Genomic DNA, 23,300 nt, shown 5'->3' with positions numbered 1-23,300 from the left:
ATACTCTAAATTACCAAACAATAGAAGAATTTAACAATCAAAATAAAATTTATCAAAATGTAGCTTAACTTTAACTGGAATTTTTATTTGCATATCCAATGTTGCTATACCTTAGCATTCTCTTTACTTGTTTTTTTATAAAAAATTCTACTATTCAAGAATGACAATGAAACTTTACGAATCTTGTGATTACCTATAGATTATTCATTTTTGAAATTTTAACAGAAATTATTGTACAAATTACAGATAATAAGTAACTTAGCGCAAATTCTTGCTATAATTCCCTAAGAAATAACCTGTCATTTAATTTTAAGATTTCTTAGATGGTAAAGCCATATAATACCCACATTGACTCTATAACGCCACACCCAGTGCAACTATCCTCTTTCTAAGTATGTTAGATATCTACTATGGATTATCTAATATAAATGTATGAAGTGATGGAAAGAAATAATGATAATAAAGACAACTCTTTTATAGAAAAAAAAATCTTAACCTTCAAACAGAAAAACGAAGAGGAGAAAGAGGAATTATTAAATAAACTGATTGTAAAAATAATTGTTTCGCTTACCTTAAAAGAATATTATGAAACGTGCGATAAGATATCTAAGATTCAGTCAACTAGGACAAAGTAATGGATCGATTGAAAGGCAAGAGCTGTATACAGATCAATGGCTAGCATTTAATGATGTAACATTAGTTGATACATTTATTGACAGAGGTAAAAGTGCCCGAACATTTGATCGTCCTGATTTTAATAAATTAAGAGAATTCATCACAAAACATCACAGCTCAGTAGATTATCTTTTGGTTGACCAACTTGATAGATTTAGTCGAGATGCAGGTGAAGCGATGAGTTTAGTGAAACTTTTGCAACAAAAATACAATATCCAAATTGTTAGTGTTACTGAGGGTATTACCTTCGATTATAATACTCCGGGAAGTTTTTTCCGTGCAGGTCTGCAACTGCTTTTAGCTGAAGAAGATAACATTAACAGAAGCATAAAGGTAAAGGGTGGAATTTATACTGCAAAAGCAAAAGAGGGTCGTTTTGTTTATAAAGATGCCCCTTTTGGCTACACTAAGCAAGGTGAAAGAAAGGATAGAAAATTGGTAATTAATGAAGCAGAAGCAAAAATAGTTCGTTTTATTTATGACTCGTATCTAGGAGGTACACCATTATATTTAATAAAAGAAAATGCTGTGAGTATGGGTTTCAACAGAAAAGGGAATATGGCCGTGGAAAGAGTTTTAAGTAATCCTGTATACGCCGGCTTTTTAAAAGTGGAATCATATAAGGAGTATGCTGGGGGACTTTTTCCGGCTATTCACGAACCCATAATAAATCTGCTTACGTGGAAAATTGTTCAGGAAAAAATGAAACGCCCTTTGAAGATTAAAACCGTGATAGATGACAATCTACCACTTAGAGGGGTATTAAAATGTCATTGTGGGCAACCTCTATCCGGAGCGCCATCTCGAGGCAAAGCCGGTAGATACTATTACTATTATAAATGCAAACATTCGAAGCATAATAATATCAGTGCAATAAAGTCACATGAGCAGTTTTTAAAAATCTGTGATCTCATGAGTTTATCGATTGAGAACATAAAAAAAATTAAACTTTCATGTAGAAAATCCCTTGACTCAGAACTCAAGGAGAATCAGCTCGTTCTCAAAGAAAATCAAAAAAAATTATTAGAGACTGAACAAAACTTATATTCAGTAGAAGATAAGTGGATAAAGAACGATATAACAAAAGAAACTTTCGAAAGATGGTCAAATCTATACAACAATGAGATTAAAATTTTAAACTCAAGTATTGAGAGATTAAGTACCAATCAGAATAAAGCATATAAAATCTTAGAGAAAAATCTTAACTGCTTAAATGACATAAGACAAATATATTCACGGGCAAATACAATAGAAAAAAGGGAATTTGTAAGCTTAGTGTTCGACAGCAATCTCTATTATGAAAACGGCATCTATCGAACACCTACTATGCTTGGTATTTTTTCACATAATGCTTTGAAAATGAAAGACAAAGGACTTCTTGTATATGAAAAAAAAAAGAGTCTTCGTATTGAAGACCCTTTCAGCGGAGAGAGAGGGATTCGAACCCCCGGACCTGTTACAGTCAATAGTTTTCAAGACTATCGCAATCGACCACTCTGCCATCTCTCCTTAAACTCCGATTGTATCGTTGTTTTCAGTGGTGCAAATATATAATGTTTTTAAATTCTGACAAAATATTATTTAAATAAAATTTAAGTTTAATTATTAATTCCTTAAATATCAGTTAAATTAATTTTATTAAAGATATACCTTAAATTGAAGTTTCTGCTTTCACTCCTAAAATTACGGCTCCAAAGCCTAAAATTATGCTTAAAAAAACATAAATTATTAAAGTAAAATAATCATGATTCTGCCACAGTGAATAATTTTCAACTGAAAATGCGGAGAATGTTGTAAAGCCGCCACAAAATCCTGTTATCAAAAGATATTTGAGGTAATTATCAAATTTCAAAAAGTAAGAACTGAGAAAACCTATCAGCAGACAACCCAAAATATTGACCACAAAAGTTCCCATCGGAAATGAGTTTACTGTCCAAAGTTTCTTTGTGTAGACAGAAATTAAATATCTTGCGATACTTCCCACGCCTCCACCGAGAAAGATAAAAAGTAGATTTTTCATTTAGGATCAGTTTCAGATTTGTTTAAATTTTCAATAAAAATTAGATGTTTTTCACAAAACAAGAAACGCACCTTTAGGTGCGTTTTCATATTTTGAAGTCAATACTTAATGTAATTCAGCCAAATACTTTTCAGCATCCATAGCCGCCATACAACCGCTTCCTGCCGCTGTAATCGCCTGTCTGTAGATGTGATCCTGAACGTCACCAGCTGCAAAAACTCCCGGAAGATTGGTTCTTGTAGAACCTTTTTCAGTAGCGATATATCCGTTTTCGTCTAAATCGATTTGACCTACGAAAATATCTGTATTCGGTTTGTGTCCGATGGCGATGAAAATTCCGTGAACGTCTACGGTAGATTTTTCCTGAGTCTGATTGTTGATGACAACAGCTCTTTCTACCAAATTATTTTCACCTTCAATTCCGATCAATTCGTGGTGGAATTTCACTTCAATATTCGGAGTATTTTCAACTCGGTGAATCATTGCTTTTGAAGCTCTGAACTCGTCTTTTCTTACCAACATAGTCACTTTATTAACCAATTTAGCAAGATAGGTCGCTTCTTCAGCAGCTGTATCTCCTGCACCGACTACTACAACATCTTTTCCTCTGTAAAAAAATCCGTCACATGTAGCACATGCTGACACTCCTCCTCCATTGTATTTTTTCTCGTCATCAAGACCAAGATATTTTGCTGTCGCTCCGGTAGAAATAATTACAGATTTTGCTAAAATTTCCTTGTTTCCAGCATACAGTTTGTGAATACCGCCTTCCTCTTTTGAAAATTCAGCTTTGGTAATCATTTCGTAGTGCACTTTTGTATCGAATCTTTCTGCCTGTTTCTGCAAATCCATCATCATTTCAGGACCTGTAATCCCTGCGGGATAACCTGGGAAGTTATCAACTTCTGTAGTCGTTGTTAACTGTCCACCTGGCTCCAGACCTGTGTACAATTCGGGTTTAAGGTCTGCTCTTGCTGCATAAATGGCTGCGGTAAAACCAGAAGGTCCGGAACCAACAATCACACAATCTAAAATATTTTGCTCCATAATTTATTTGTCATTTTCAAGGGTGCTAAGGTCGGAATTTTTAATGTTTTATTAAAGAAAATTTAATGATAGTTGTCAATATTTAATATGTTAAAAGTCGATGAACTACTTTCACTTGTTTGTATAACTTAATGTTCACATTATTTTTTAACCACTAATCATACACCCCTGACATACAATGGTTCTGAATCTACTTCCCCAAACAATTAGTAATATTGCTATCAAAATTAGAAAGAGAAAATTTTTTAAGTTTTTTATTTTTTGAATAATCTATTAAAGAAAATATTGTACTCAAAGCTCCTATAATATAAAATGTAATTCCAAAAAACGAACCTACGCTGCAGTGCTGATTTGTGGTTGCTTAAATATATAGATCAAGAAAAAAGTAAACGAACAAATTTAAAGTAAGAAATATGAATACTAATTTTTTGTTCATTTTAAATACAGAGTGCTGATAACAATGTTATAATTGTAATTGATGGCTAGTATGTTCTATCTAAAACACTTTGCGACCCGACCTGAGTGGAGCTCTTTTTGTAAGCCAAGGAAAATGCGGTGGCACAAAAAAGCGGGAATGGAGGGCGGAAATTGTCGCCATAATAAAAAATATCAAAACTGACTTTCGACGCAGTCAATTTGTCGCCCAAATAAAAATTTACTTACAAAAGAAAATTGACAATTTACATTTCACAATTCACCTTCACACTTTCGTTTTTATCTTGTCAATATTAATAATCTTGTACACCAGTTCCTTGATGAGCTCGGCATCATCCATGTTTACGGCACCCAGACCTTTTCCTTTCATGTCAAATTCCCTTAAAGTAGAAATAACTCTTGTCGCATGTTTCAGCGGATAAAACCTTGCAGCTTCGGCAAAATCTTTCACAAAATAAGGATTGATGCCCATTTGAGAAGCAATAGACTGTGGCGACTGCCCGAGCATTGTGTTGTAGATAATGACGTTTGAAAAATAATTGTACAGGCTCGCCAACATCATTACAAATGGATTGTTTTTTGGGTTTTTGCCCATGTAATACGCAATTTTCATCGCTGCATCAACGTTTTTTGAACCTAAAGCTTTCTGCAGTTCGAAAACATTGTATTCCTTGGAAATTCCGATGTGGTTTTCTACCAGCGTACCGTCTAAAACTTCACCTTCCTTCAAAATAATTTTGAGTTTTCCCAATTCGTTGGCGATTCTGGAAAGGTCGTTTCCGAGATATTCTGCAAGGAGATGAGAAATATTGGGAGCGGTTTTTATTTTAAGTCTGATGCATTCATCTGCAATCCATTTGGCAAGATTAAAGTCTTTAACCGACTCGCTGAGGAATAAAAATTTCCCTTTGTCCAGAAGTTTGGTTACTTTTTTCCGGCTGTCTAATTTCTTGTGTTTGTGGGCAAAAACGAGCACCGTTGATGGTACGGGATTTTCAAAGTAGGTTTCCAGAGCATTGGTGTCCACCTCTGCCATTCTCAAATCCTGAGCTTCTTTTACGATGATCACCTGTTTGTCGCCCATCATCGGAAACTGTCTGGCAAGAGAAAGAATTTCGGGGTATGTGGTGTCTTTTCCGTAGACTACAGTTTGGTTGAATGCCTTTTCGTCTTCGCTTAGAAAGTCGTGTTCGAGGGCTTTTACAGCAATATCAATAAAGTAAGGTTCTTCTCCGTGGAAAAAATAAATCGGTAAAACTTCTTTATTTTTAATATTTTTGAGGATTAAATCTAATTCTTTCATCGTATAAATGGAACTTCCAAAACTGAATTTTCAGGAAACTTTTGATTTTAAATTCAAGAAAGACAAAGATAAGTTTTTTATCTATGACTTGGTGCGCAAAACTTACCTTTTGCTCACGCCTGAAGAATGGGTTCGCCAGCACTGGATTCATTATTATCTTACGGTGAAATCGTACTCTACATCAGCTTTAATTACTGAAAAAAAGATTGTCCTGAATGGTTTGACCAAGAGAATTGACCTCTTAATTACTGAAAAAACAGAGCCTAAAATTCTGATCGAGTGCAAAGCGCCGCAAATTAAATTAACGGAAAAAACTTTTGAACAGACTGCAAGATACAACTCCATCATCGGTGCGTCTGAAATTGTTTTGACGAATGGTTTGCAGCATATTAATGCGAAATTCGAAGAGGGAAATTATACTTTCTATAAATCTTAAATTCCAACAAGTGATGATCCGAAATGTAGTTCTTTTTTCATTTTTAATGTTCTCGGTATTTACCTTTTCGCAGTCGAAAGTTTTAATTAATAACCATTTTAATGTCGTAGAAGATCCTTTGAAAAGAAAAAAAATGATTGATGTAGTAAATCAATTTTTTTTGGAAAAAACTATCAAAAATGAAGACTTAACGATTGTAAATCCTGAAAATAAATTGGAAACATGGCTGTTTCTGAATGAGCTTAGAAAACTACAGAACAGCAAAGTATTCAGCACCATATACACACTGATGTACGAGGTTACATCTGTTGAATCGGGTAACAAAAATAACTTCACAATACATCTGAATTGCTACTATGAGGACAAGGAAATAAAAAATTCTGTAGCAAAAATTAAAATCACAATATTGGAAATTAACAGCAAATATATTGTGTCGTCAATAATAAAGAACAATTTGACCCACTGGAAATTAAAAACCATTGAAAATTACAGTTTTTATTCTGAAAAGGAGATTGATGAAAAAAATCTGAGAGATTTTATTGCGAAAAACAATCAATTGAGTTTAACTTTAAAAGAACAGAAAATTCCCACTAAAGTGTATTGTGTCGATGATATTTTCATTGCTTACGAAATGCTGGGAATTGATTACAAACGGGATAACTCTCCAAATATTTTTTTTCTGGGAGTGGAATTGGCAAGAGATAATACTCAAAGTACCATGATTGTTGCTACAGAAAAAGGAACGCTGGATGATTTTTCTTTTGCCAGCCTCTGGAAAGCTAGGATTAATGAGAAATACCCAATAAATAATCTGTATGTGCCTGTTTTGGAAGGCTATTCATATATCAACGATGGATCTCCTTTTTATAAATGGGAACAGATATGGATTCATTTTAAAAACGCTTATCCAGTTTCTCAAAAAACAGATTGGCTGTCGCTTTACGGTACTAAAGAAAATTTTAGCCTCCCTTCAACCCCACTTTACCTTGAAAATCTTATTAATGCACTGATCATTAAAAAAATTGAAAAAGAAAAAGGATTCAATGGTGTATTAGAACTTTTAAACTGTGGGAAATTTGACGGTGAAAATCAGGACAATTACTTTAATATACTGGAAAAAGTTTCTGGAATTACAAAAGCGAATTTCAATGCAGCGATTGACAAACTGATTACCAGTGAAAATTTAAACAGATAGGATATTTTTTAGCGTAACATTTGCATACGCAATGTGTAATTATTCACTTAAAAATTTATATATGAAACACTTATTATTTTCGTCCATACTTCTACTCACTTCAGCAACAGTTTTCAGTCAAAATCTTAAAAAAGTTTCTTACCAGGACGGCGCACAAAAACTCAATGGTTTAGTTACTTCAAATGCAGGAAAAAAACTTCCCGGAGTTCTCATTCTTCCCGCTTGGAAAGGCATTGACGACGAAGCGAAAACCGCGGCTGCGGATTTAGAAAAACAAGGCTACGTTGCATTTATAGCTGATATTTATGGTGAAGGAAATATTCCGACAGACAATGCATCAGCATCAAAAACGGCAGGTTTTTACAAGAAAGATTTTCAGGCTTATCAGAAGAGAATTTCTCTGGCCTTGGAAGAATTAAAGAAAAACGGAGCCATTCCTGAAAAGATTGCGGTCATTGGTTACTGTTTTGGAGGAACCGGAGCTTTGGAAGTGGCAAGAGGGAAAATGCCTGTTGTAGGTGTAGTTTCCATTCACGGAAGTATTGGTAAAGATCAGTCCAGACCGAATGATTTGATTTCAACTAAAATTTTAGTAGAAAACCCTGCAGAAGATAAGGGAGTAACCCCTGAGGACTACAACAATCTGGTCAAAGAAATGAATGATGGAAAAGCGGATTGGCAAATTATTACTTATGCCAATTCAAAACACACTTTTACTGACCCAAAATCAGCAGATTACAATCCTGTGATGGCTAAAAGGGCATGGAATCATACCCTGATGTTTCTGAAGGAAATTTTGAAGTAAATTAAAAAGCAGTGTAGTTAAGTTCTACACTGCTTTTTTCTACTTTGTCACCAACTCTGCGGTAACAGATTTTGGCGAATATTTGGTTAAAGAACCCGTTGCTGCATCAATTCCCACTCCGATTGCTCCACCAATAAGAATGTTGACCAATGAAACTGCGTTGAAAGTTTTCGTAAGCTTAACTTCCTGAGATGCATAACCTTCTTTTGCAAAAGTGACAGTCTGCTTGCTCAGAGATCTTGGGATTTCCACTTCGCAAGGCGTTGTACATTTTTCAACACCTTTGTGAAAAACTTTTGCACCTTCGGGTGTTGAAGTAAAAGAAATCTTGTCTTTTGTGCCCGTAAGAATAGTTGCGCATGATGTTGTGGAAATTGCCAAAGCCAGCAATAATCCATACGATAAAATTTGTTTCATGTATATATTTTAGTGCGGCAAACTTACTGAAATAATTCATGAAATTAAGATTTAAATTGAAGTAAAAACTAACATATCAGGTTTTTAAAACATTGATAAATAGTCTAATCTTTATCTTTAGGTTTTCTTATTATTCAGTGACGGTGTTGCAATTGGAACACCAACTATATTCTTTTTCCTTATCTTTTAATTTAATTTTTGCAGTTTCACCACAGTTTTCGCAGGTTTGCCTATCGCTCTCCACTTCTTTTGCTTCGTAATCACAATCAAAACAGCTCCATGTTGGCAGAGGGAATTTCCCGCCAATAAACCATGTGAATGACTGTTCCTTACATTTCGGACATATTTGTAATCCCATATTAATTATTTTCCTGTTCTCTGTTAACCAATTCCATCGAAAAAGCAGGCAGACAAATCGCAATATATTCGCAGGTTTCCGCAAACGGATTGCTGTACCGTACTCTGGCTCCTTTTTCGATCATAATACTCTGCCCTTTCTCTAAAATCACTTCTTCGCCATCGATTTCAAATTTCTTTTTGCCGGAAATAATGACCGTAAATTCATCAAATTCCGGAGTCTGATGCGGCTCGCTCCAATTCGGTGGCGCAACCATGTGGGCAATAGAGATGTTGGGCGTTTGGGTAGAATTTCCCCAGTGTTCTTCTATCAGTTTGCCGTCGTTGGTAGGAACGACAAGAGGGGATTTCTGGATTTTATATTTTTTCATAGCTTATTTTTGAACACAAAGTTCACAAAGATTTTTAAAATAATTCTGCTTTAAGTTTCACAAAGCCGTTCCACTCATAAAAGCATACAAACATTTTTCAAGGATACATTAGTGTTTGTTGATTAAGCCGAACTTACAGTTTTTTTACATTATTTAAATCTGCCTCAATCAGCAAAATCTGCGTGAAAATAATTTCAACTAAAATGATTTTCCTTTTTAATTTCATAGACAAAATTAGTTCTTGCTGGTTCACCGAAATAGGCAATTTCTTCCTCCGCAATTTTATTTCCTCCCAATCTTTCCAAAGCAATCTGCGAGCGGAAATTCTCTTTTCCGATATGGAAATACACTTTATCAACAAACTGAAAAATGTAATCCATCATCAGTTTTTTAATCTGAGGATTGATGCCTTTACCCCACGAATTTGTTCCATAAAAAGTGTAGCCAATGAAAATGCTGTTTTTTGATTCATCATAATCATAAAACCTCGAGCTTCCCAGAATATTTCCGGTTGATTTTTCAACAATTTTAAAAGCGCCTTGACTTTCCATTGCACCTTTAAAAAAGTTTTCAAAAACTTCTCTTTTGTAGCGGTCTTTATTGGGATGCTGCTCCCAGACTTTCGGGTTGGATGCAACTTCGTACAACAATTCAAAATCCCCTTGCTGTAAGGGGATTAACTGATATTCATCGTTTTCTAATTCAGGTTGAATTGAAAAATTCATTGATAATAGATTTTAAATCTTAGCTTTTTGCTTTTGCAGCGTCAGCTTCTATTTTTTTGATTTCCTTCAATTTCTCTGCGATTTTTGTCACTGCATCTGGTTTTGCAGGCTTCAAAGCTACTTCAGCCTGAGCCATATCCCATTTGATCACTAAATTTCCTGAGTTTTCGTCGGTTGGATTGATGGTAATTTCAAACCATTCCTGTTTGTCTGCTAATTTATTTACAGGAACAGTTACATCCACCACATCGTTTTTAGCGTCGTAAGTGTAAGCTCCCCACTGTTGGAAATCTTTGTTTAAAATCACTTTCCAGTCTTTTTCTGTAGGTACAATGAACAGACCGTAAGTTCCTGCAGGAACCATTTTTCCTCCGAAATTCACTGCCTGACCGAATGTGATCTTGGTAGATGAGTTTGCACCCGCTCTCCAAACCTGTCCGTAAGGAACCAGTTCACCGAAGATCTTTCTACCTTTCACTCCCGGTCTTCCGTAATCGATGCTGATTTTAGACATAGAAAACTGCTGCTCCACTTTCTGACGCGGGCTCGCTGCCGGTACCGAATAATCCTGAGCAAAACTGAAAGCCGAAGCCGAAATGCAAACGGCAAATAATAACTTTTTCACTTTATTTTAAATTTTGCTAAAATTACGAAATGGATGTCAGATTTTGGTTTTTGAGGATGATAAAATTTGTTAAAATAAATTCTCAATTATTCGAAAACAATGTTTTTTGAGTATTTAAAAGTCTTTTAATTTGCTCCATATGTCGTAAATTATGATAAATCACAAACCTAAAAGTATCGCCCAACTTTAATTTTATCAGATTTGAAATGCTGATGCTGGTTTTTACTTTATTTAAATCACAATTCCCTGCTTCATTCAAAAGATTAATCATTTGCTTTTGCTGAGAAATAAATTCATTCAAAACCTTATTATCAAGTTGGCTTTGAATCGGATTCATCGATTTAAAAGTTTTCATTTTATTTATATTTTCCTTTGGAAGCATTGATTGAGCAAAATAATTTCCTAAAACTCCAGAACTGAAAATTTCTTTTGGTTTTGTTTCTGATTTTTTGATTTTTTTACTTATTTCAGGAATATAAAATTTGCCATAAAGATTTAAATGCTCAATACACTCCAAAACACTCCAGCTTTTTTCGGATAGTCTGAAATTGAGTTTTTTATCTTCTTCTGTTAAAAGATTTTCAGCAAATTCTAAGTTTTGTTGGGTAATTCTTTTTAAATCTTTAAGTAATTTCTGGGACTGAATTTTCATATTTAATTTTACTGCAAATCTCATGCTTTGAAAAGAGATAAATATTGATTAAAATCAAGATTTTTTTAGCCTTGATAATGTCTCGGGACTCATTCGGAGATAGTTGGCAATATACTTATTTGGAATTTCCTGAAATAGTTGTGGGCTTCTCTTTAAAACTCGTCCATATCTTTCTTTTGGAGAACTTACAAGCAAATCTTTCTCTCTTTCAATCTGTTGCAAAACCAAATCTTCTAAGATAATTGTCCATAATTTTAAATTTTCGTCTGAAGAATTTATAAACTTATAAAAGTCTTGTTTTGAAGCTATTTTTATTTTTGACTTTTTAATTGCCTGAATATAAAAACTTGAAGGTTTACCTGATAAAAATGAATCCAGACTTACAATAATATTTCCCGTATATCCGAAACGGATGATTCTTTCTTCATATTCGTCTTTAATAAATAATCTCAGACTTCCGCTTTCAATGAAATAAATATTGGTATCGACATCATTTTCCAAACTTAAAAAAGAATGCCTTTCAATTATTTTTGTTTTCTTAAATAAATCTGCGTTTATGAGTGTTTCAATAATATTCATTTTTAATTATATTTTTAAAAAACCTCATAAGAAACTTACGAGGTTAAGATTTAATTTTAAAAAATTATTCCGGTCTGGCCTTCCACTTCAGCAGAATCTTTGTGTAGAAAAATATAAAGATAAATCCACAAATCAGAATGATATAGCTTAAACCTAATCCTAAAGAATCTATGATGGATTGGCAACCTTCGTAAGCAGCACTTTGCGCAGGATTGTAAACCATCTCGCGACAAGCGGCTTTCTGATGAATGGTGACGATTCCGAAGAGTAGAAATACAAAAAGTACAAAACCGTTCATGGATACATTCACAAAGATGGAGGTGATGAGTTTGTTGAATTTATTCATCGCAAAAATCGGGATGGAAAGGATGAAAACCGAGATGAACAGAACCATGTAAGCCACAAAAAACTCTTCTTTTCCTGAAACTGAAACGGCATATAAAACTGTAATCAGAGTGACAGCCAAGGCCAAAAGTCCGGCAGAAATGACGCTGAACAACAATGATTTTAGGCCTGTAATTCTAAAACTGAAAATAAAAGTCGACAGAAAAAATGCGATCCAAAGATAAATGTGAATATTCTGAGAGAAAAAATCATACGATTTTACATCGTCAACGCTTTCTAAAAACTCCTTCAGATTGTCGGTGTAGTAGTAATAATCTGTTGTATTTTTTTTGAAATAATCTTCCGGAGAGATTTGCGAACTTATCTCGGGATTGAAATCTCTGATCAAAATGCTGTCACTTACAATTCTGCCGTTTTCATCCACAATCGCAGCATCTGCATCTACTGCACTTACCGCAGAATCTATTGTTACAGCGGTTTCACTATCGTAATCGTACGCTGGAGGATTGTTGGGATCATACTCTTCCCCATTGGTTGGTTTGTATTTTTTGATAAAATACCGAACGTTAAATTCTGACGGATTGTACACCATCTTCGTCCACTGCTTGGCATCCAGATTGTTTTCGATGGCAAATTTGTTGGAGACTTTCAGAAACTGCGACAGAAGTTTTTCGATTTCGGCAGGACTTTTTTTATTTAAAAGTTCAGCAGTTTTTCTGTTGACTTCAGCCTTTTTCTTTTTTATTTCAAGATTGTGAAATGTGGAATTGTCTTCATCGTAATATCCTGTGTAGCCGCGGCTGCCGCCGTTATTTCCGTTGTCATAGAACAAATCAGAAAAGTTATAGAAGCTGAGGCCATCAGATTTGATATCATAGGAAACATCCACAACTTCTTTTTTAAAAAAGAAGGTTTCAGATTTATTGCCGTCTCTCTGAGAATAAACAATGCCTTTTTTTTGGGAATTTTCAGGCTCGGGAACAATAAATTGGTTGTAATTGTCTTTTTTATAAGACGTTTTTGAATACACAGCATTGAACTGATAAACCCTGTTGTAATAAACATGGTATTTTTTGGTGCGGTCAATTTTCTTAATATCTGTCTCGCAGTATAAATCATAAAACTGCTTTGGCGAAATACGGTTGTCTAACGTGTACAGTTCTAAATTCTGACTTAAAAAAGCGTTTCCAAGGTTGATGGTTTCGATGTTCTGTTTCATCTCGGCATCGGGATATTTACTGTTGATAAACGTCCTGAAACCCATCATGTACGAAAAGTAAAAAGTAGTGCAGACAAAAATAATTACAAAATACTGAACAAACTGCAGGAACAGTTTTCCTCTGGAATTAGGATAAAAATTCTTGAAAGCATTGTTTCTAAACATCATAATCAGCCATCCGACAATCATCAGAATGGAGATAATCAGATGAATCAGAATAATGCCGTCACGGAAGTAGTCGTCTGTAACGTTCGATGTTTGTAGAGACATCGGGTTGATATGTGAAAGATAACCGATAATGAAAAATAAGATATGAACGACAATTCCCGCCGAAAGCATCCACACAATTTTGGTATTCCAGACCGTAGGATATTTTTCGAGCAGAAACTGATTGAATTTATTGATTTTTTGCATTGTGATTTAAATTAATGAGGGATTAATTGACGAAAAACCTTCTGGTGGAAGACGAAATATTCCGGATGTAAACAATTTCGGTTTTGGCATTTCCCAACGCTGACATTACATCATAAAACTCAGTATCTGCCGAGAAATACGCAACATATACACCACCGTTAAAATTTAGTTTTTCAAGTTGGAAAGCATTGAAAACCTCCAGCAGACTTTCTCTCGAACCTGGGGTGTCAATTTCGATAATTAAACCATCATTTTCGGCATTATTCAGTTCAGAATTGTCTTTGTACTGACCGTTTTTCAGGAAGATCACTTTATCTGAAACTTTTTCTACCTCGTACAGTTGCTGTGAGCTCAAAATCAAAGCGATTGGATTATTAACAGAATTTGCAATCGATTTTAAATCTTCCAGAATCACCTGCTGAGCCAACACATCAAGGTTTGCCAGCGGTTCATCCAAAAGCAGAATTTCCGGCTGTCTGAGCAATGTTCTGGCGAGTTCGAAGCGCATTTTGTAACCCGATGACAGTTCGCTCCACTTCAGATGCTTGTAATTCCAAAGTCCGAGGCGGGCAATCATCATCAACGTTCGGGTCTCGTTTTCTTCAGGTTTCACGCCGTAATTTGAAAGGACAAATTTCAAATTATCCTTCAAACTTCCGTACCATTTTTCAGTTCGCTGCGGGATGTAAACCAGCTTGGTACAAAGATCAAAATCATCTTTTGGCTCCTGATTAAATGAATAATTCAAATCGCCTTCATTAAAAGAAATTTCTTTGGCTAAAATTCTCAAAAGAGTCGTTTTTCCGTTTCCGTTCTCTCCTACCAGACCGTAAACCTGACCTTTATTGATTTCCATGGAAACCGGACCGAGAGAAAAGCGGTTACTGCCGTAAGATTTGAGAATATTTCTTGCCCGAAGCACAGATTTTTCCCTCACATGTTCCTGCACGGGAATTTTTTCGATTTTTGTGAGAAGAATTCTTGATTTTTCAATCAGTTCTTCGGTATACGTCGGGAACTTTTCTTTCCAGTCTGTCAGTTCGATGGCTTCGCTGTAAATCTCCATGTTTTGAGTATCCATGGCACAATCAAGCAGTTTTCTGAACCCGAGAACGGTATCTTTATTGTCGAAAAAATGCTGAACTTCGTTCACGCGCTGTTGATGTTTCGTCATTTGGCTAAATTAATCAGACGAATATAACTAAAATTTAGAAGCAAAATATATCAATTTGTAGAGAAAAATTTATTGATTATATTTGAAAAAATTATATCTGAAAAATGTTCCAAAAAATTACACTTGTCTCAATCTTATTGACCGGTTTTCTTTTTATAAATGCTCAGGAAACAATTCCTTTCCGATTAACCAAACACAATAATATTATCATCAAAACTTTGATTAATGACAAAGATTCGCTTCATCTGATGTTTCAGATTGCGATGGAAGATGCGTCGATTTCACCTGAAAGAATTAGAAAAGCGGAGAACATCAAATTTAAAAATGAAATAAGTGACGGAAACACTTTGAAAATCGGCAATGAAAAATACAAAAATATCAGATTTTACGACAATGAATTTACCGGTCACGAAGCGGATGGAAAAATAGGTACTGGGATTTTTAAAGATAGATATTTTAAAATTGATTATGATAACAGTCAGTTCATCAGCTATGATAAAGCGCCGGATTTAAAAGGATATCAGGCAATTCCTCTTTTTGTGGAAAATGGTCAGTTTTTTGTCATTGCAGATAATGTTATTGACGGAAAACAACAGGAAGCGTACTTCCTTTTGCAATCGGGATATTCCGGAGGTTTAATGTACAGTAATCAATTTGCTGATGAGAATAGTTTAGACCAAAAACTTATAATTACAGGCGAAAAAACATTGAAAAACTCTGCAGGACAATCCATCATTACAAAACAAGGAGTTTTACCATTTTTAAAACTTGGAAACATAATTTTGAAAGACGTTACAGCTGGATTTTTTGTAGGAGAAATTAAAAATCAAAAGACAAACTACCTTGCAGCCGACGTCATGAGAAGATTCCTCTGGATTTTTGACAAAGACAGGAAAATGGTTTACATAAAACCGAGTAAGTATTTTGATTCAGAATATTATACAATTAAATAACCTTTACTGTCTCTTCGGAATCACTCTTTTAGAACTCGGTTGCTTATTTTTTGAGATAATCTCTGTGATGTCGTTTCGGAGTTTCAGATAGTCGATTTCTTTTTTATACGTAAGATCCACTAATGTTGGCTTCGGGCGTTTGATAACCGGATGTTTTTTACTGTGGCTGATTTAAATTCTGAAATATTTAACGAATGCTGCGTTTTAACAGAAATTTATTTAATGCAAGACAAAATGTGAAATAAACTAGTCTTCTTCATTGCAAAATATGAAATACACCAATTAAAAAAGTTATTAGGGGTATTTTTAATTAAAATTTATTGTCTGAATTCAGGTTTTATACCTAAAATTTTTCCGTTCTCTTCGAAGATTGCCGTCACAAGGTCAGCCGGCGGTACAGATTTGTCATCAACAAATTTGTACTGAATCGCAGGATAAGTCTCACTGTTGATAATCGTCTGATAACCGCTTTTGTAAACTTCCATTTTTCTGTCGAAACTAATCCCTCCGGAAAGTTTTTTAATATGGTCATCAGTAACTATTTCCTTCACTTTTTCTGAAAGTAAAGACGAAATTTTAGTTTTATCTGAATTTTTCATCGCTGATACAAAGCTTTGAAAATTAGAATCATACAGTTTTATCTTATCTTTTGAAAGTTCAGATTTCAGGTCTGTTTTTTTGCTTTCAACCACCCTGATTCCTCCTGTCGTCTGGGAGAAAAAGAGTTGCGATAAAATCAATGCCGAAAAGACAATCAGCTTTTTCATATTTTGGATTTTGGTAGGATGAAGATACGAAAAATTATCAGATCTCTGAGAGAAATTTCATTGTGTCCACATTATCTGCATACGTGTCTAAACCCGGATTCTGAGCTTCACCAAAAGCAACTGCATTTTCAAAATCTTCAGCTTTAGAAACTACGCATTGAATACTTTCTTCATTTTCAGCAATATAATTTTTCACTTCGTCTAGATTTTCATATCTGCTGAAATGAATCACAGAAAGCGGACTGAATAATTTCTCATCCTCCTTCAGCATCACAAAATTATTATCCCAGAATTTATCCTGATTCAGAAGATAAACCGCCCTGTTGTAATCGTAATTGTTGGCGAATTTGTTGTGATTGATGATTTCTTTAAAATCAATAAAACTTTCAAAAATTCTGTCTATTAAAAAATCTTTCGGTACAAAAAGTCGGGTCACATTTCTGCATCCCAAACCAAAATACTGGAAAATATCTTTGGCCAAAAGCTTCAGTTCTTCCTCGGTTTCATTCCCTGAAATCACGGCAACAGAAGTTCTGTTTTTGCGGATAATGGAATGGTGTTTTTTGAAATAATACTCGAGGTAACGTGCTGTATTATTGCTTCCTGTGGCAATCACTGCATCAAAGTCTTCAAGTCTCTCCACAATTTCATACTGAAGATTTCCGTTGGAGAATTCTTTCCACTTTTTAAGTAAAAAAGGAAGCATTGATTTGTCTTTGGAAGATAATTTAATGACCGGAATATGATTGCTCAGAATCACCGAAATCACATCATGAAATCCCACCATCGGAATATTTCCGGCGAGAATAAGTCCTACTCTTTTCTGAATTTTATTTTCAGAATATTCACTCAGCCACTGCTCAATTTGGGAATGATTTAAAACAGAAACCCACTGTTCAAGAGCTGATTTTTGATTTTCCTGTGTAAACCACGGATTTTCAATTTCAGATCTTTTCAATATTTGCTCAAATTCCAGATCATTTTCATTAAAATTTTTAGGATTTTTTGATAAATATGCTTTTATCCAGTCACTTAACTGGACAAGTTCTAAAACTCTCTGCTCCACATTCATAATTCGTTTCGTTTGGGAATATTTCGTAATTTTGTGCAAATTTAAAAAAAATTAGCGATGGCTATTAAAATAACTGATGAATGCATAAATTGCGGAGCCTGCGAACCGGAATGTCCCAACAATGCAATATATGAAGGTGCCGTAGACTGGAAAGCCTCTGAAGGAACAGAACTCAGCGGAAAAGTGACGATGCCTTCCGGACTTACGATAGATGCAGATTCTCCACAGGAACCTGTGAGCGACGATGTTTACTTTATTGTAACAGATAAATGTACAGAATGTAAAGGCTTCCACGAAGAACCACAGTGTGCTGCTGTCTGTCCTGTAGACTGTTGTGTACCGGATGAAGACCACGTAGAAACAGAAGAAGCACTGCTTGAGAAAAAAGCTTTCCTTCATGGTGAATAAAATATGCCGTCTCAACTGAAATGAGGCGGTTTTTTTTTATCTTTAAACTTTTAAAAATATAAACTCTAATAAATAAACCGCAGCGTAGAAACTGCAAAAAACAATTTGAAATTATGGGCAAAAAGCACAACTTCAGCGCAGGACCTTGTATCTTACCTCAGGAAGTCTTTCAGAAATCAGCGGAAGCAATTTTAGATTTTAACGGAATCGGTTTGTCTCTTCTTGAGATTTCCCACAGAAGTAAAGATTTTGTAGCTGTAATGGATGAAGCGCGTGCCATTGTAAAAAGATTAATGAATCTTGGTGATGATTATGAAGTGCTTTATTTGGGTGGCGGTGCGAGCTTACAGTTTGCAATGGTGCCTTATAATATCCTGAAGGTTGGTGGTAAAGCCGCTTATCTGGATACAGGAGTTTGGGCTGCAGGAGCCATAAAAGAAGCTAAAAAAGTAGGCGACGTTGATGTGGTGGGTTCTTCAAAAGAAGATAATTACTCTTACATTCCTAAAGATTATAAAGTTGGTTCAGAATACGATTATTTCCACTGTACATCAAACAATACAATCTATGGAACTCAGATTAAAGAATTTCCTGAAGTAGATACTTTAATGGTTTGCGACATGAGTTCTGATATTTTTTCAAGACAACTGGATTTTTGTAAATTTGATCTGATTTATGCCGGAGCTCAGAAAAATATGGGTCCAGCCGGAGTTACTTTGGTGGTTATTAAAAAAGAAATCTTAGGCAAAACAGGAAGAGAAAATATGTTTTCAATTCTGGATTATTCTCAGCATATTTCTAAAGAATCGATGTACAACACGCCACCGGTTTTCCCTGTTTACGCTACTTTGCTTACGTTACAGCATTTGGAAAACAACGGCGGAATCGCAGCTGCTGAAGAAAGAAATATTGCCAAAGCTAAATTATTATACGATACCATTGATAATCATCCTTTATTTGAGACGTATTGTCGTGACGAAGACCGTTCTTTGATGAATGTTTCATTTAAATTAATTGATGATTCTAAGAAAGAAGAATTTGATGCTGCGTGGAAATCTGCAGGCATCAGCGGGCTAAACGGTCACCGCAGTTTAGGGGGATATCGTGCAAGCATTTACAATGCCTTACCTATTGAAAGCGTGCAGGTTTTGGTTGATGTGATGAATTCAATAAAATAACTTATATTAGACGACCCAATTTTTAATATAATTAAAAGTAAAATATCAGACATTGGAACAGGATTTTTTCTTTTTCTGATGTCTGATATTCACTAAATAAAATGAGCATGAAAATTTTAGCCAACGACGGAATTTCAAAAAGTGGAGAAGCCGCACTCAAAAATGCGGGCTTTGAGTTTTTGGAGCACAAAGTTGCTCAGGATCACCTTGCTGATTTTATTAACGAAAACAACGTCAGTGTTCTTCTTGTAAGAAGTGCAACCAAAGTAAGAAAAGAGCTCATTGATTCCTGTCCAAGCTTGAAAATCGTCGGAAGAGGCGGTATCGGAATGGACAACATTGATGTGGAATACGCCATTGAGAAAGGGCTTTATGTCATTAATACACCAACGGCATCCTCAAAATCTGTTGCTGAACTTGTTTTCGGACATTTTTTTTCTCTTGCGAGATTTCTTCATGAATCCAACAGGCTGATGCCTTTGGAGGGTGACACGCATTTTGATGCAATGAAAAAATCTTTTAACAAAGCCTGTGAACTTTCGGGTAAAACTTTAGGCGTTATCGGTTTTGGAAGCATCGGTCAGGAAGTGGTAAAAATCGGAATTTCTTTAGGTATGAAGATTAAGGTACTGACAAGAAAACCACGAACTGAAGTTTTAAAATTGGATTTTTTTGACGGACAGAGTTTAAATTTCGAAATCACTTCTACAAACGATACCGATGAATTTCTGAAAGAATCTGATTTTATCAGCATCAATACACCAAAAACCACAGAATATATTATTGATACTCCACAGTTTGAAAAAATGAAAGATGGAGTGTTTATTGTAAATACTGCAAGAGGCGGCGTTCTGAACGAAGTTGCCCTACTCGACTTCATAGAAAGCGGAAAAGTTGCAGGTGCAGCTCTTGATGTTTTCGAAAACGAACCTAAACCTGAATTAATTCTTCTCATGAATCCTAATCTTTCGCTTTCACCACACGTTGGCGGAAATACCATGGATGCACAGGAAAAAATCGGGCTCGAGCTTGCTGAGCAAATTATTAAAATCAACCAAACTATATAATAAAATATGCCTGTTTTTAGACCATTCCGCGGAATCAGACCTCATAAAGACCATGAGTCTACTTTCCCTACGCACCCTTTAGACAATTTCACTCAGGCTCAGATTACAGAAAAAGCTCAGAAGGAAAATACATATATCAATATGATAAAACCTTATGTGGTGAGCAAATCTAAAGATGTAGACAGGAATCTAAGGAAAATACGCACAACTTTTGAAGAACTTCTTGAGGAAAATATTTTAGTGCAGGACAGCTCTGCATTTTACCTGTACGAGCAGATTTATCCAAATAAACAGGTTTACAGAGGTTTAATGGGACTTGCGAGTATTGAAGATTTCTGGAACGGAAAAATCAAAAGACACGAAAGTACCATTCCACAGAAAAAAGAGAAACTGGCTCATTATTTAGATAAGGTTAATTTGCAGGCAGAACCGGTTTTACTGACCTATCAGTCGAGTCCGAAAATCGAGCTTCTGATGAATCATGAGGAAAAAAATGTTCCAATTTTCAACCATGTAGACACCATCGGAATCAGACATAAAATCTGGAGAATCGATAACCGTCTGAAACTTCAGCAGTTCAAAGAAGTAATTGACCAGATTGATTCTTTTTACATCGCTGACGGACACCACAGAATTGGCTCAACAGCGCTTCACGCTCAGCGTCTGAAGGAAAAAAACAAAAGACATACAGGAACCGAAGCTTATAATTTTGTTTACAGCTTTATCGTTTCAAACCAGTCTATCAAAATTCACGATTACAACCGTATTGTCACTGATCTCAATGGTCTTTCAACAGAGGAATTTTTAAAGAAAATCGAAAAATACTTTTTGATTCACGAAAAAGGCGAAACTCCGTACTACCCTTCTCAGAAGTTCCATATTTCTATGTATTTAGACGGGAAATACTACTCTCTCCACGTAAAACATGACCTCCGTTCTCAGGAAATGTCTTTGGACAATCTGGATCATCATCTTTTAGATAAATACATCATCAATGATATTTTAAATATCGAAGATTCAGACAGCTCGGATAAAATTTCCTACGTAAAAGGCTCTTCCAATCTGGCAGGAATCAATCTTCTGAAAGAAAAGGTAGATAATGGTGAAGGCAAAGTAGGATTTGGGATTTTCCCTGTAAGTTTTAATGATATGATTAAAATTTCGGATTTAAAGTTAAGGATGCCACCAAAATGTACTTTTATAGAACCAAAATTGGTTACAGCATTGTTAATGTATGACATGAAACAGTAATTATTTTATTTTTTAATTAAATTTATGCTCTGAAATGATTCGGGCAGTTTTAAAATGAAAAAAATTCTCATTATACTTCCACTCTTTCTGAGTGGATTTTTATTTTCACAGAAAAAACCTGTAAAGAAGCCAAAACCGGCAGCTGAAAAGTTTAATTATCATTCTGAATTTAAAAAAATATCAGATGAAATTATGATTAACGGAACTGCATACAACAATCTGGGCGAACTGACGAAAGGTGTTGGCGCAAGATTCAGCGGAACTGCGGGTTACACAAAAGCTGCTGATTGGGCGGAAAAAAATCTAAAGGAAGCAGGTGCAGAAAAAATCTGGAGACAGGATGTGAAAGTTCCGGTCTGGATTCGTGGTCGTGAATCTCTGCAAATTAAAACATCCAACGGTGACTGGAAATCCATCAGAATGCTTTCTTTCGGTAATTCCGAAGGTACAGATGGGAAAGATATGATTGCGGATTTAATGATGATTAACGATGTGAAAGATTTAAACAAACTCACTTCCGCAGATGTTAAAGATAAAATCATCTTCGTTAATCACCCGATGGATCAAACGTATGTAAATACTGTTGATGCTTACTTAGCTGCCGCAAAAAACAAACTTCTTGCAGCTTCCGTAATTGGTCAGAAAGGAGCAAAAGGTTTAATTATTAGATCTCTAACTACATCAACTGACGATGTTCCTCATGCCAAAATGATTGTGTACGAAGCAGATGACAAGGCAAGAATTCCTGCGGTAACCATTGGAGCAAAATCTGCTGATGAACTGGAGAAATTATTGTCTAAACAAAGTGTTAAGGCAAAACTGAATATGTCTGCACAGTCTAAAGGCGAAACAGTTAACCAAAATATTATCGCAGAAATTCCCGGAAAAAAAGACGGGAAAATTATTTTACTGGGAGCTCAGCTCGATTCCTGGGATTTTGCTGAAGGTGCACACGATGACGGTGCTGGTGTAGTGCAATGCATTGAGGTTTTGCGTGCTTTTAAGGCTTTAGGTTTGGAAAATAATCATACAATCAGAGTCATATTGTACGCTAATAGCGAAAATGGCGGTCAGGGTCGCGATATGTACGCAGCTTATGTTAAGAAGAAAGAAGAAAAACATATTCTGGCATTAGGCTCAGATTCTGGTGGATATTCCCCGAGAGGTTTCAGGCTAGATATGTCTCCACAACGAAGACGGTTGATTTTTGAATGGAAAAATTATTTTCTGCCTTACGGCGTTTACGATTTTGATCAGACAGAAGCCATTCAGGATGTTTTGCCATTAAAAAAAATAGATATTCCGCTTGCTGAAATGGTAGTTGATACCCAAAGATATTTTGATTATCACCACTCTACCGAAGATACTTTTGATAAAGTGAATAAACGCGAACTCCTTTTGGGAGCCGTGGTGATGAGTCAATTTATTTTTATGATCGACAAAAACTGGTAAAAGAAAAACGGTACTTTGAGGTACCGTTTTTTATGTTATTATTTATGCAAATTCAAAGCAATGTTTGTATTTACTTTCTGAAATCTTGGTAATGAAATGGCCATATTGGGGGAATATCACACCTCTCTCTTCTTCAATGCAAAGAATTTTATTTTCTTCGTCATAATAAAGTGAAAAGTATTCAAAACTTTCATTATCAATCTCTTCTAAAAATTTTTGGATTTCTGCAACACTGATACCTTTAACTGCAACGTCGCCAAGCACTTCGCCGGCCTCTGATAGGAACTCGATTTTTTTCATCTTTGTATTTTTTCACCAAAATTAATAAAAATTTTGCAATTAGCAAGAAAAAAATCTT

General features: G+C 35.2%; 25 protein-coding genes, 1 tRNA gene and 1 pseudogene. 11 read left to right on the top strand and 16 right to left on the bottom strand.

The annotated features are described in order from the left end of the window. Nucleotides 1-440: 440 nt before the first annotated feature. Nucleotides 441-635 (top strand): hypothetical protein, encoded by a 195-nt coding sequence (locus AC2A1G_RS16115; protein WP_484047927.1) that lies wholly within the window; start codon nucleotides 441-443, stop codon nucleotides 633-635. Beyond that, nucleotides 586-1,374, top strand: a pseudogene (locus AC2A1G_RS16110) (recombinase family protein); the annotation flags it as partial. The gene AC2A1G_RS16115 and the pseudogene AC2A1G_RS16110, both read left to right, overlap by 50 nt. A 725-nt stretch (nucleotides 1,375-2,099) precedes the next feature. Here AC2A1G_RS16110 and AC2A1G_RS16105 read toward each other — a convergent pair. The 4 genes from AC2A1G_RS16105 to holA form a co-directional block, all read right to left on the bottom strand. Further along, nucleotides 2,100-2,184, bottom strand: a tRNA-Ser gene (locus AC2A1G_RS16105). A gap of 142 nt (nucleotides 2,185-2,326) precedes the next feature. Then, complete coding sequence (gene crcB / locus AC2A1G_RS16100; protein WP_484047926.1) at nucleotides 2,327-2,695, bottom strand: fluoride efflux transporter CrcB; 369 nt, start codon at nucleotides 2,693-2,695, stop codon at nucleotides 2,327-2,329. A 105-nt stretch (nucleotides 2,696-2,800) separates the two neighbouring features. Beyond that, on the bottom strand, nucleotides 2,801-3,742 hold the full coding sequence (gene trxB / locus AC2A1G_RS16095; protein ID WP_484047925.1) for a thioredoxin-disulfide reductase: 942 nt from the start codon (nucleotides 3,740-3,742) through the stop codon (nucleotides 2,801-2,803). Nucleotides 3,743-4,442: 700 nt separating this feature from the next. Beyond that, nucleotides 4,443-5,480 carry a DNA polymerase III subunit delta gene (gene holA, locus AC2A1G_RS16090; RefSeq protein ID WP_484047924.1) on the bottom strand — a complete coding sequence of 346 codons (1,038 nt, stop codon included), beginning with the start codon at nucleotides 5,478-5,480 and terminating at the stop codon, nucleotides 4,443-4,445. 7 nt (nucleotides 5,481-5,487) lie between these two features. On the opposite strand from holA, the gene AC2A1G_RS16085 reads away from it, so the two are divergent. The 3 genes from AC2A1G_RS16085 to AC2A1G_RS16075 all read left to right on the top strand — a co-directional run bounded on the left by AC2A1G_RS16085 (nucleotide 5,488) and on the right by AC2A1G_RS16075 (nucleotide 7,916). Beyond that, nucleotides 5,488-5,916 (top strand): type I restriction enzyme HsdR N-terminal domain-containing protein, encoded by a 429-nt coding sequence (locus tag AC2A1G_RS16085; protein WP_484047923.1) that lies wholly within the window; start codon nucleotides 5,488-5,490, stop codon nucleotides 5,914-5,916. Between the two features lie 160 nt (nucleotides 5,917-6,076). After that, on the top strand, nucleotides 6,077-7,111 hold the full coding sequence (locus AC2A1G_RS16080; protein WP_484047922.1) for a hypothetical protein: 1,035 nt from the start codon (nucleotides 6,077-6,079) through the stop codon (nucleotides 7,109-7,111). Between the two features lie 61 nt (nucleotides 7,112-7,172). Next, a complete protein-coding gene (locus AC2A1G_RS16075) occupies nucleotides 7,173-7,916 on the top strand; it encodes a dienelactone hydrolase family protein (RefSeq protein ID WP_484047921.1) in 744 nt (247 codons plus the stop codon). Nucleotides 7,917-7,955: 39 nt separating this feature from the next. Here the strand turns inward: AC2A1G_RS16075 and AC2A1G_RS16070 are convergent, their stop codons facing one another. The 9 genes from AC2A1G_RS16070 to AC2A1G_RS16030 form a co-directional block, all read right to left on the bottom strand. Next, on the bottom strand, nucleotides 7,956-8,333 hold the full coding sequence (locus AC2A1G_RS16070; RefSeq protein WP_484047920.1) for a PEGA domain-containing protein: 378 nt from the start codon (nucleotides 8,331-8,333) through the stop codon (nucleotides 7,956-7,958). Between the two features lie 130 nt (nucleotides 8,334-8,463). Then, nucleotides 8,464-8,691 (bottom strand): hypothetical protein, encoded by a 228-nt coding sequence (locus AC2A1G_RS16065; RefSeq protein WP_484047919.1) that lies wholly within the window; start codon nucleotides 8,689-8,691, stop codon nucleotides 8,464-8,466. Between the two features lies 1 nt (nucleotide 8,692). Beyond that, nucleotides 8,693-9,061 carry a cupin domain-containing protein gene (locus AC2A1G_RS16060; protein ID WP_484047918.1) on the bottom strand — a complete coding sequence of 123 codons (369 nt, stop codon included), beginning with the start codon at nucleotides 9,059-9,061 and terminating at the stop codon, nucleotides 8,693-8,695. A 194-nt stretch (nucleotides 9,062-9,255) separates the two neighbouring features. After that, nucleotides 9,256-9,786: a GNAT family N-acetyltransferase gene (locus tag AC2A1G_RS16055; protein ID WP_484047917.1), complete on the bottom strand. Its 531-nt coding sequence runs from the start codon at nucleotides 9,784-9,786 to the stop codon at nucleotides 9,256-9,258. 19 nt (nucleotides 9,787-9,805) lie between these two features. Then, on the bottom strand, nucleotides 9,806-10,411 hold the full coding sequence (locus AC2A1G_RS16050; protein ID WP_484047916.1) for a DUF2911 domain-containing protein: 606 nt from the start codon (nucleotides 10,409-10,411) through the stop codon (nucleotides 9,806-9,808). Between the two features lie 82 nt (nucleotides 10,412-10,493). Next, the gene (locus tag AC2A1G_RS16045) at nucleotides 10,494-11,063 is read right to left on the bottom strand and encodes a DinB family protein (RefSeq protein WP_484047915.1); all 570 of its coding nucleotides are present in this window, start codon (nucleotides 11,061-11,063) and stop codon (nucleotides 10,494-10,496) included. A gap of 54 nt (nucleotides 11,064-11,117) precedes the next feature. Further along, a complete protein-coding gene (locus AC2A1G_RS16040) occupies nucleotides 11,118-11,642 on the bottom strand; it encodes a Crp/Fnr family transcriptional regulator (protein WP_484047914.1) in 525 nt (174 codons plus the stop codon). A gap of 64 nt (nucleotides 11,643-11,706) precedes the next feature. Next, nucleotides 11,707-13,620, bottom strand: a complete 1,914-nt coding sequence (locus AC2A1G_RS16035) for a hypothetical protein (RefSeq protein ID WP_484047913.1) — start codon at nucleotides 13,618-13,620, stop codon at nucleotides 11,707-11,709. A 22-nt stretch (nucleotides 13,621-13,642) separates the two neighbouring features. Continuing rightward, entirely contained in the window at nucleotides 13,643-14,794 is a 1,152-nt protein-coding gene (locus AC2A1G_RS16030; protein ID WP_484047912.1) for an ABC transporter ATP-binding protein, read from the bottom strand. Between the two features lie 104 nt (nucleotides 14,795-14,898). Between AC2A1G_RS16030 and AC2A1G_RS16025 the strand changes: the two genes are divergently transcribed. After that, nucleotides 14,899-15,747 (top strand): hypothetical protein, encoded by an 849-nt coding sequence (locus tag AC2A1G_RS16025; RefSeq protein WP_484047911.1) that lies wholly within the window; start codon nucleotides 14,899-14,901, stop codon nucleotides 15,745-15,747. A 317-nt stretch (nucleotides 15,748-16,064) separates the two neighbouring features. Here AC2A1G_RS16025 and AC2A1G_RS16020 read toward each other — a convergent pair whose 3' ends face one another. After that, the gene (locus AC2A1G_RS16020; RefSeq protein ID WP_484047910.1) at nucleotides 16,065-16,514 is read right to left on the bottom strand and encodes a peptidylprolyl isomerase; all 450 of its coding nucleotides are present in this window, start codon (nucleotides 16,512-16,514) and stop codon (nucleotides 16,065-16,067) included. Nucleotides 16,515-16,551: 37 nt separating this feature from the next. Beyond that, a complete protein-coding gene (locus AC2A1G_RS16015; RefSeq protein ID WP_484047909.1) occupies nucleotides 16,552-17,586 on the bottom strand; it encodes an acyl-CoA reductase in 1,035 nt (344 codons plus the stop codon). A 57-nt stretch (nucleotides 17,587-17,643) separates the two neighbouring features. Between AC2A1G_RS16015 and AC2A1G_RS16010 the strand changes: the two genes are divergently transcribed. The 5 genes from AC2A1G_RS16010 to AC2A1G_RS15990 all read left to right on the top strand — a co-directional run bounded on the left by AC2A1G_RS16010 (nucleotide 17,644) and on the right by AC2A1G_RS15990 (nucleotide 22,942). Further along, nucleotides 17,644-17,994, top strand: a complete 351-nt coding sequence (locus AC2A1G_RS16010) for a 4Fe-4S binding protein (RefSeq protein WP_056079778.1) — start codon at nucleotides 17,644-17,646, stop codon at nucleotides 17,992-17,994. Nucleotides 17,995-18,107: 113 nt separating this feature from the next. Further along, on the top strand, nucleotides 18,108-19,172 hold the full coding sequence (serC, locus tag AC2A1G_RS16005) for a 3-phosphoserine/phosphohydroxythreonine transaminase (RefSeq protein ID WP_484047908.1): 1,065 nt from the start codon (nucleotides 18,108-18,110) through the stop codon (nucleotides 19,170-19,172). Nucleotides 19,173-19,279: 107 nt separating this feature from the next. After that, complete coding sequence (locus AC2A1G_RS16000; RefSeq protein WP_484047907.1) at nucleotides 19,280-20,239, top strand: D-2-hydroxyacid dehydrogenase; 960 nt, start codon at nucleotides 19,280-19,282, stop codon at nucleotides 20,237-20,239. Between the two features lie 6 nt (nucleotides 20,240-20,245). Then, nucleotides 20,246-21,490, top strand: a complete 1,245-nt coding sequence (locus AC2A1G_RS15995; protein ID WP_262147519.1) for a DUF1015 domain-containing protein — start codon at nucleotides 20,246-20,248, stop codon at nucleotides 21,488-21,490. Between the two features lie 54 nt (nucleotides 21,491-21,544). Continuing rightward, nucleotides 21,545-22,942, top strand: coding sequence for a M28 family peptidase (locus tag AC2A1G_RS15990; RefSeq protein WP_484047906.1), 1,398 nt, complete (start codon nucleotides 21,545-21,547; stop codon nucleotides 22,940-22,942). Nucleotides 22,943-22,984: 42 nt separating this feature from the next. Here AC2A1G_RS15990 and AC2A1G_RS15985 read toward each other — a convergent pair whose 3' ends face one another. Beyond that, nucleotides 22,985-23,242 (bottom strand): hypothetical protein, encoded by a 258-nt coding sequence (locus AC2A1G_RS15985; RefSeq protein ID WP_484047905.1) that lies wholly within the window; start codon nucleotides 23,240-23,242, stop codon nucleotides 22,985-22,987. Between the last annotated feature and the right edge of the window lie 58 nt (nucleotides 23,243-23,300).

This window comes from Chryseobacterium sp. HNCC26DJ240 (assembly GCF_057180485.1).
The sequence above is the reverse complement of the archived record's forward strand: the minus strand, read 5'-3'. Positions and strand labels throughout refer to the sequence as shown.

Bases quoted from the DNA above. Each gene is read 5' to 3' on its own strand.
- AC2A1G_RS16115 (WP_484047927.1), top strand. From the start codon at position 441: ATGGAAAGAAATAATGATAATAAAGACAACTCTTTTATAGAAAAAAAA.
- crcB (WP_484047926.1), bottom strand. From the start codon at position 2,695: ATGAAAAATCTACTTTTTATCTTTCTCGGTGGAGGCGTGGGAAGTATC.
- trxB (WP_484047925.1), bottom strand. From the start codon at position 3,742: ATGGAGCAAAATATTTTAGATTGTGTGATTGTTGGTTCCGGACCTTCT.
- holA (WP_484047924.1), bottom strand. From the start codon at position 5,480: ATGAAAGAATTAGATTTAATCCTCAAAAATATTAAAAATAAAGAAGTT.
- AC2A1G_RS16085 (WP_484047923.1), top strand. From the start codon at position 5,488: ATGGAACTTCCAAAACTGAATTTTCAGGAAACTTTTGATTTTAAATTC.
- AC2A1G_RS16075 (WP_484047921.1), top strand. From the start codon at position 7,173: ATGAAACACTTATTATTTTCGTCCATACTTCTACTCACTTCAGCAACA.
- AC2A1G_RS16070 (WP_484047920.1), bottom strand. From the start codon at position 8,333: ATGAAACAAATTTTATCGTATGGATTATTGCTGGCTTTGGCAATTTCC.
- AC2A1G_RS16065 (WP_484047919.1), bottom strand. From the start codon at position 8,691: ATGGGATTACAAATATGTCCGAAATGTAAGGAACAGTCATTCACATGG.
- AC2A1G_RS16060 (WP_484047918.1), bottom strand. From the start codon at position 9,061: ATGAAAAAATATAAAATCCAGAAATCCCCTCTTGTCGTTCCTACCAAC.
- AC2A1G_RS16055 (WP_484047917.1), bottom strand. From the start codon at position 9,786: ATGAATTTTTCAATTCAACCTGAATTAGAAAACGATGAATATCAGTTA.
- AC2A1G_RS16045 (WP_484047915.1), bottom strand. From the start codon at position 11,063: ATGAAAATTCAGTCCCAGAAATTACTTAAAGATTTAAAAAGAATTACC.
- AC2A1G_RS16040 (WP_484047914.1), bottom strand. From the start codon at position 11,642: ATGAATATTATTGAAACACTCATAAACGCAGATTTATTTAAGAAAACA.
- AC2A1G_RS16035 (WP_484047913.1), bottom strand. From the start codon at position 13,620: ATGCAAAAAATCAATAAATTCAATCAGTTTCTGCTCGAAAAATATCCT.
- AC2A1G_RS16030 (WP_484047912.1), bottom strand. From the start codon at position 14,794: ATGACGAAACATCAACAGCGCGTGAACGAAGTTCAGCATTTTTTCGAC.
- AC2A1G_RS16025 (WP_484047911.1), top strand. From the start codon at position 14,899: ATGTTCCAAAAAATTACACTTGTCTCAATCTTATTGACCGGTTTTCTT.
- AC2A1G_RS16020 (WP_484047910.1), bottom strand. From the start codon at position 16,514: ATGAAAAAGCTGATTGTCTTTTCGGCATTGATTTTATCGCAACTCTTT.
- AC2A1G_RS16015 (WP_484047909.1), bottom strand. From the start codon at position 17,586: ATGAATGTGGAGCAGAGAGTTTTAGAACTTGTCCAGTTAAGTGACTGG.
- AC2A1G_RS16010 (WP_056079778.1), top strand. From the start codon at position 17,644: ATGGCTATTAAAATAACTGATGAATGCATAAATTGCGGAGCCTGCGAA.
- serC (WP_484047908.1), top strand. From the start codon at position 18,108: ATGGGCAAAAAGCACAACTTCAGCGCAGGACCTTGTATCTTACCTCAG.
- AC2A1G_RS16000 (WP_484047907.1), top strand. From the start codon at position 19,280: ATGAAAATTTTAGCCAACGACGGAATTTCAAAAAGTGGAGAAGCCGCA.
- AC2A1G_RS15995 (WP_262147519.1), top strand. From the start codon at position 20,246: ATGCCTGTTTTTAGACCATTCCGCGGAATCAGACCTCATAAAGACCAT.
- AC2A1G_RS15990 (WP_484047906.1), top strand. From the start codon at position 21,545: ATGAAAAAAATTCTCATTATACTTCCACTCTTTCTGAGTGGATTTTTA.
- AC2A1G_RS15985 (WP_484047905.1), bottom strand. From the start codon at position 23,242: ATGAAAAAAATCGAGTTCCTATCAGAGGCCGGCGAAGTGCTTGGCGAC.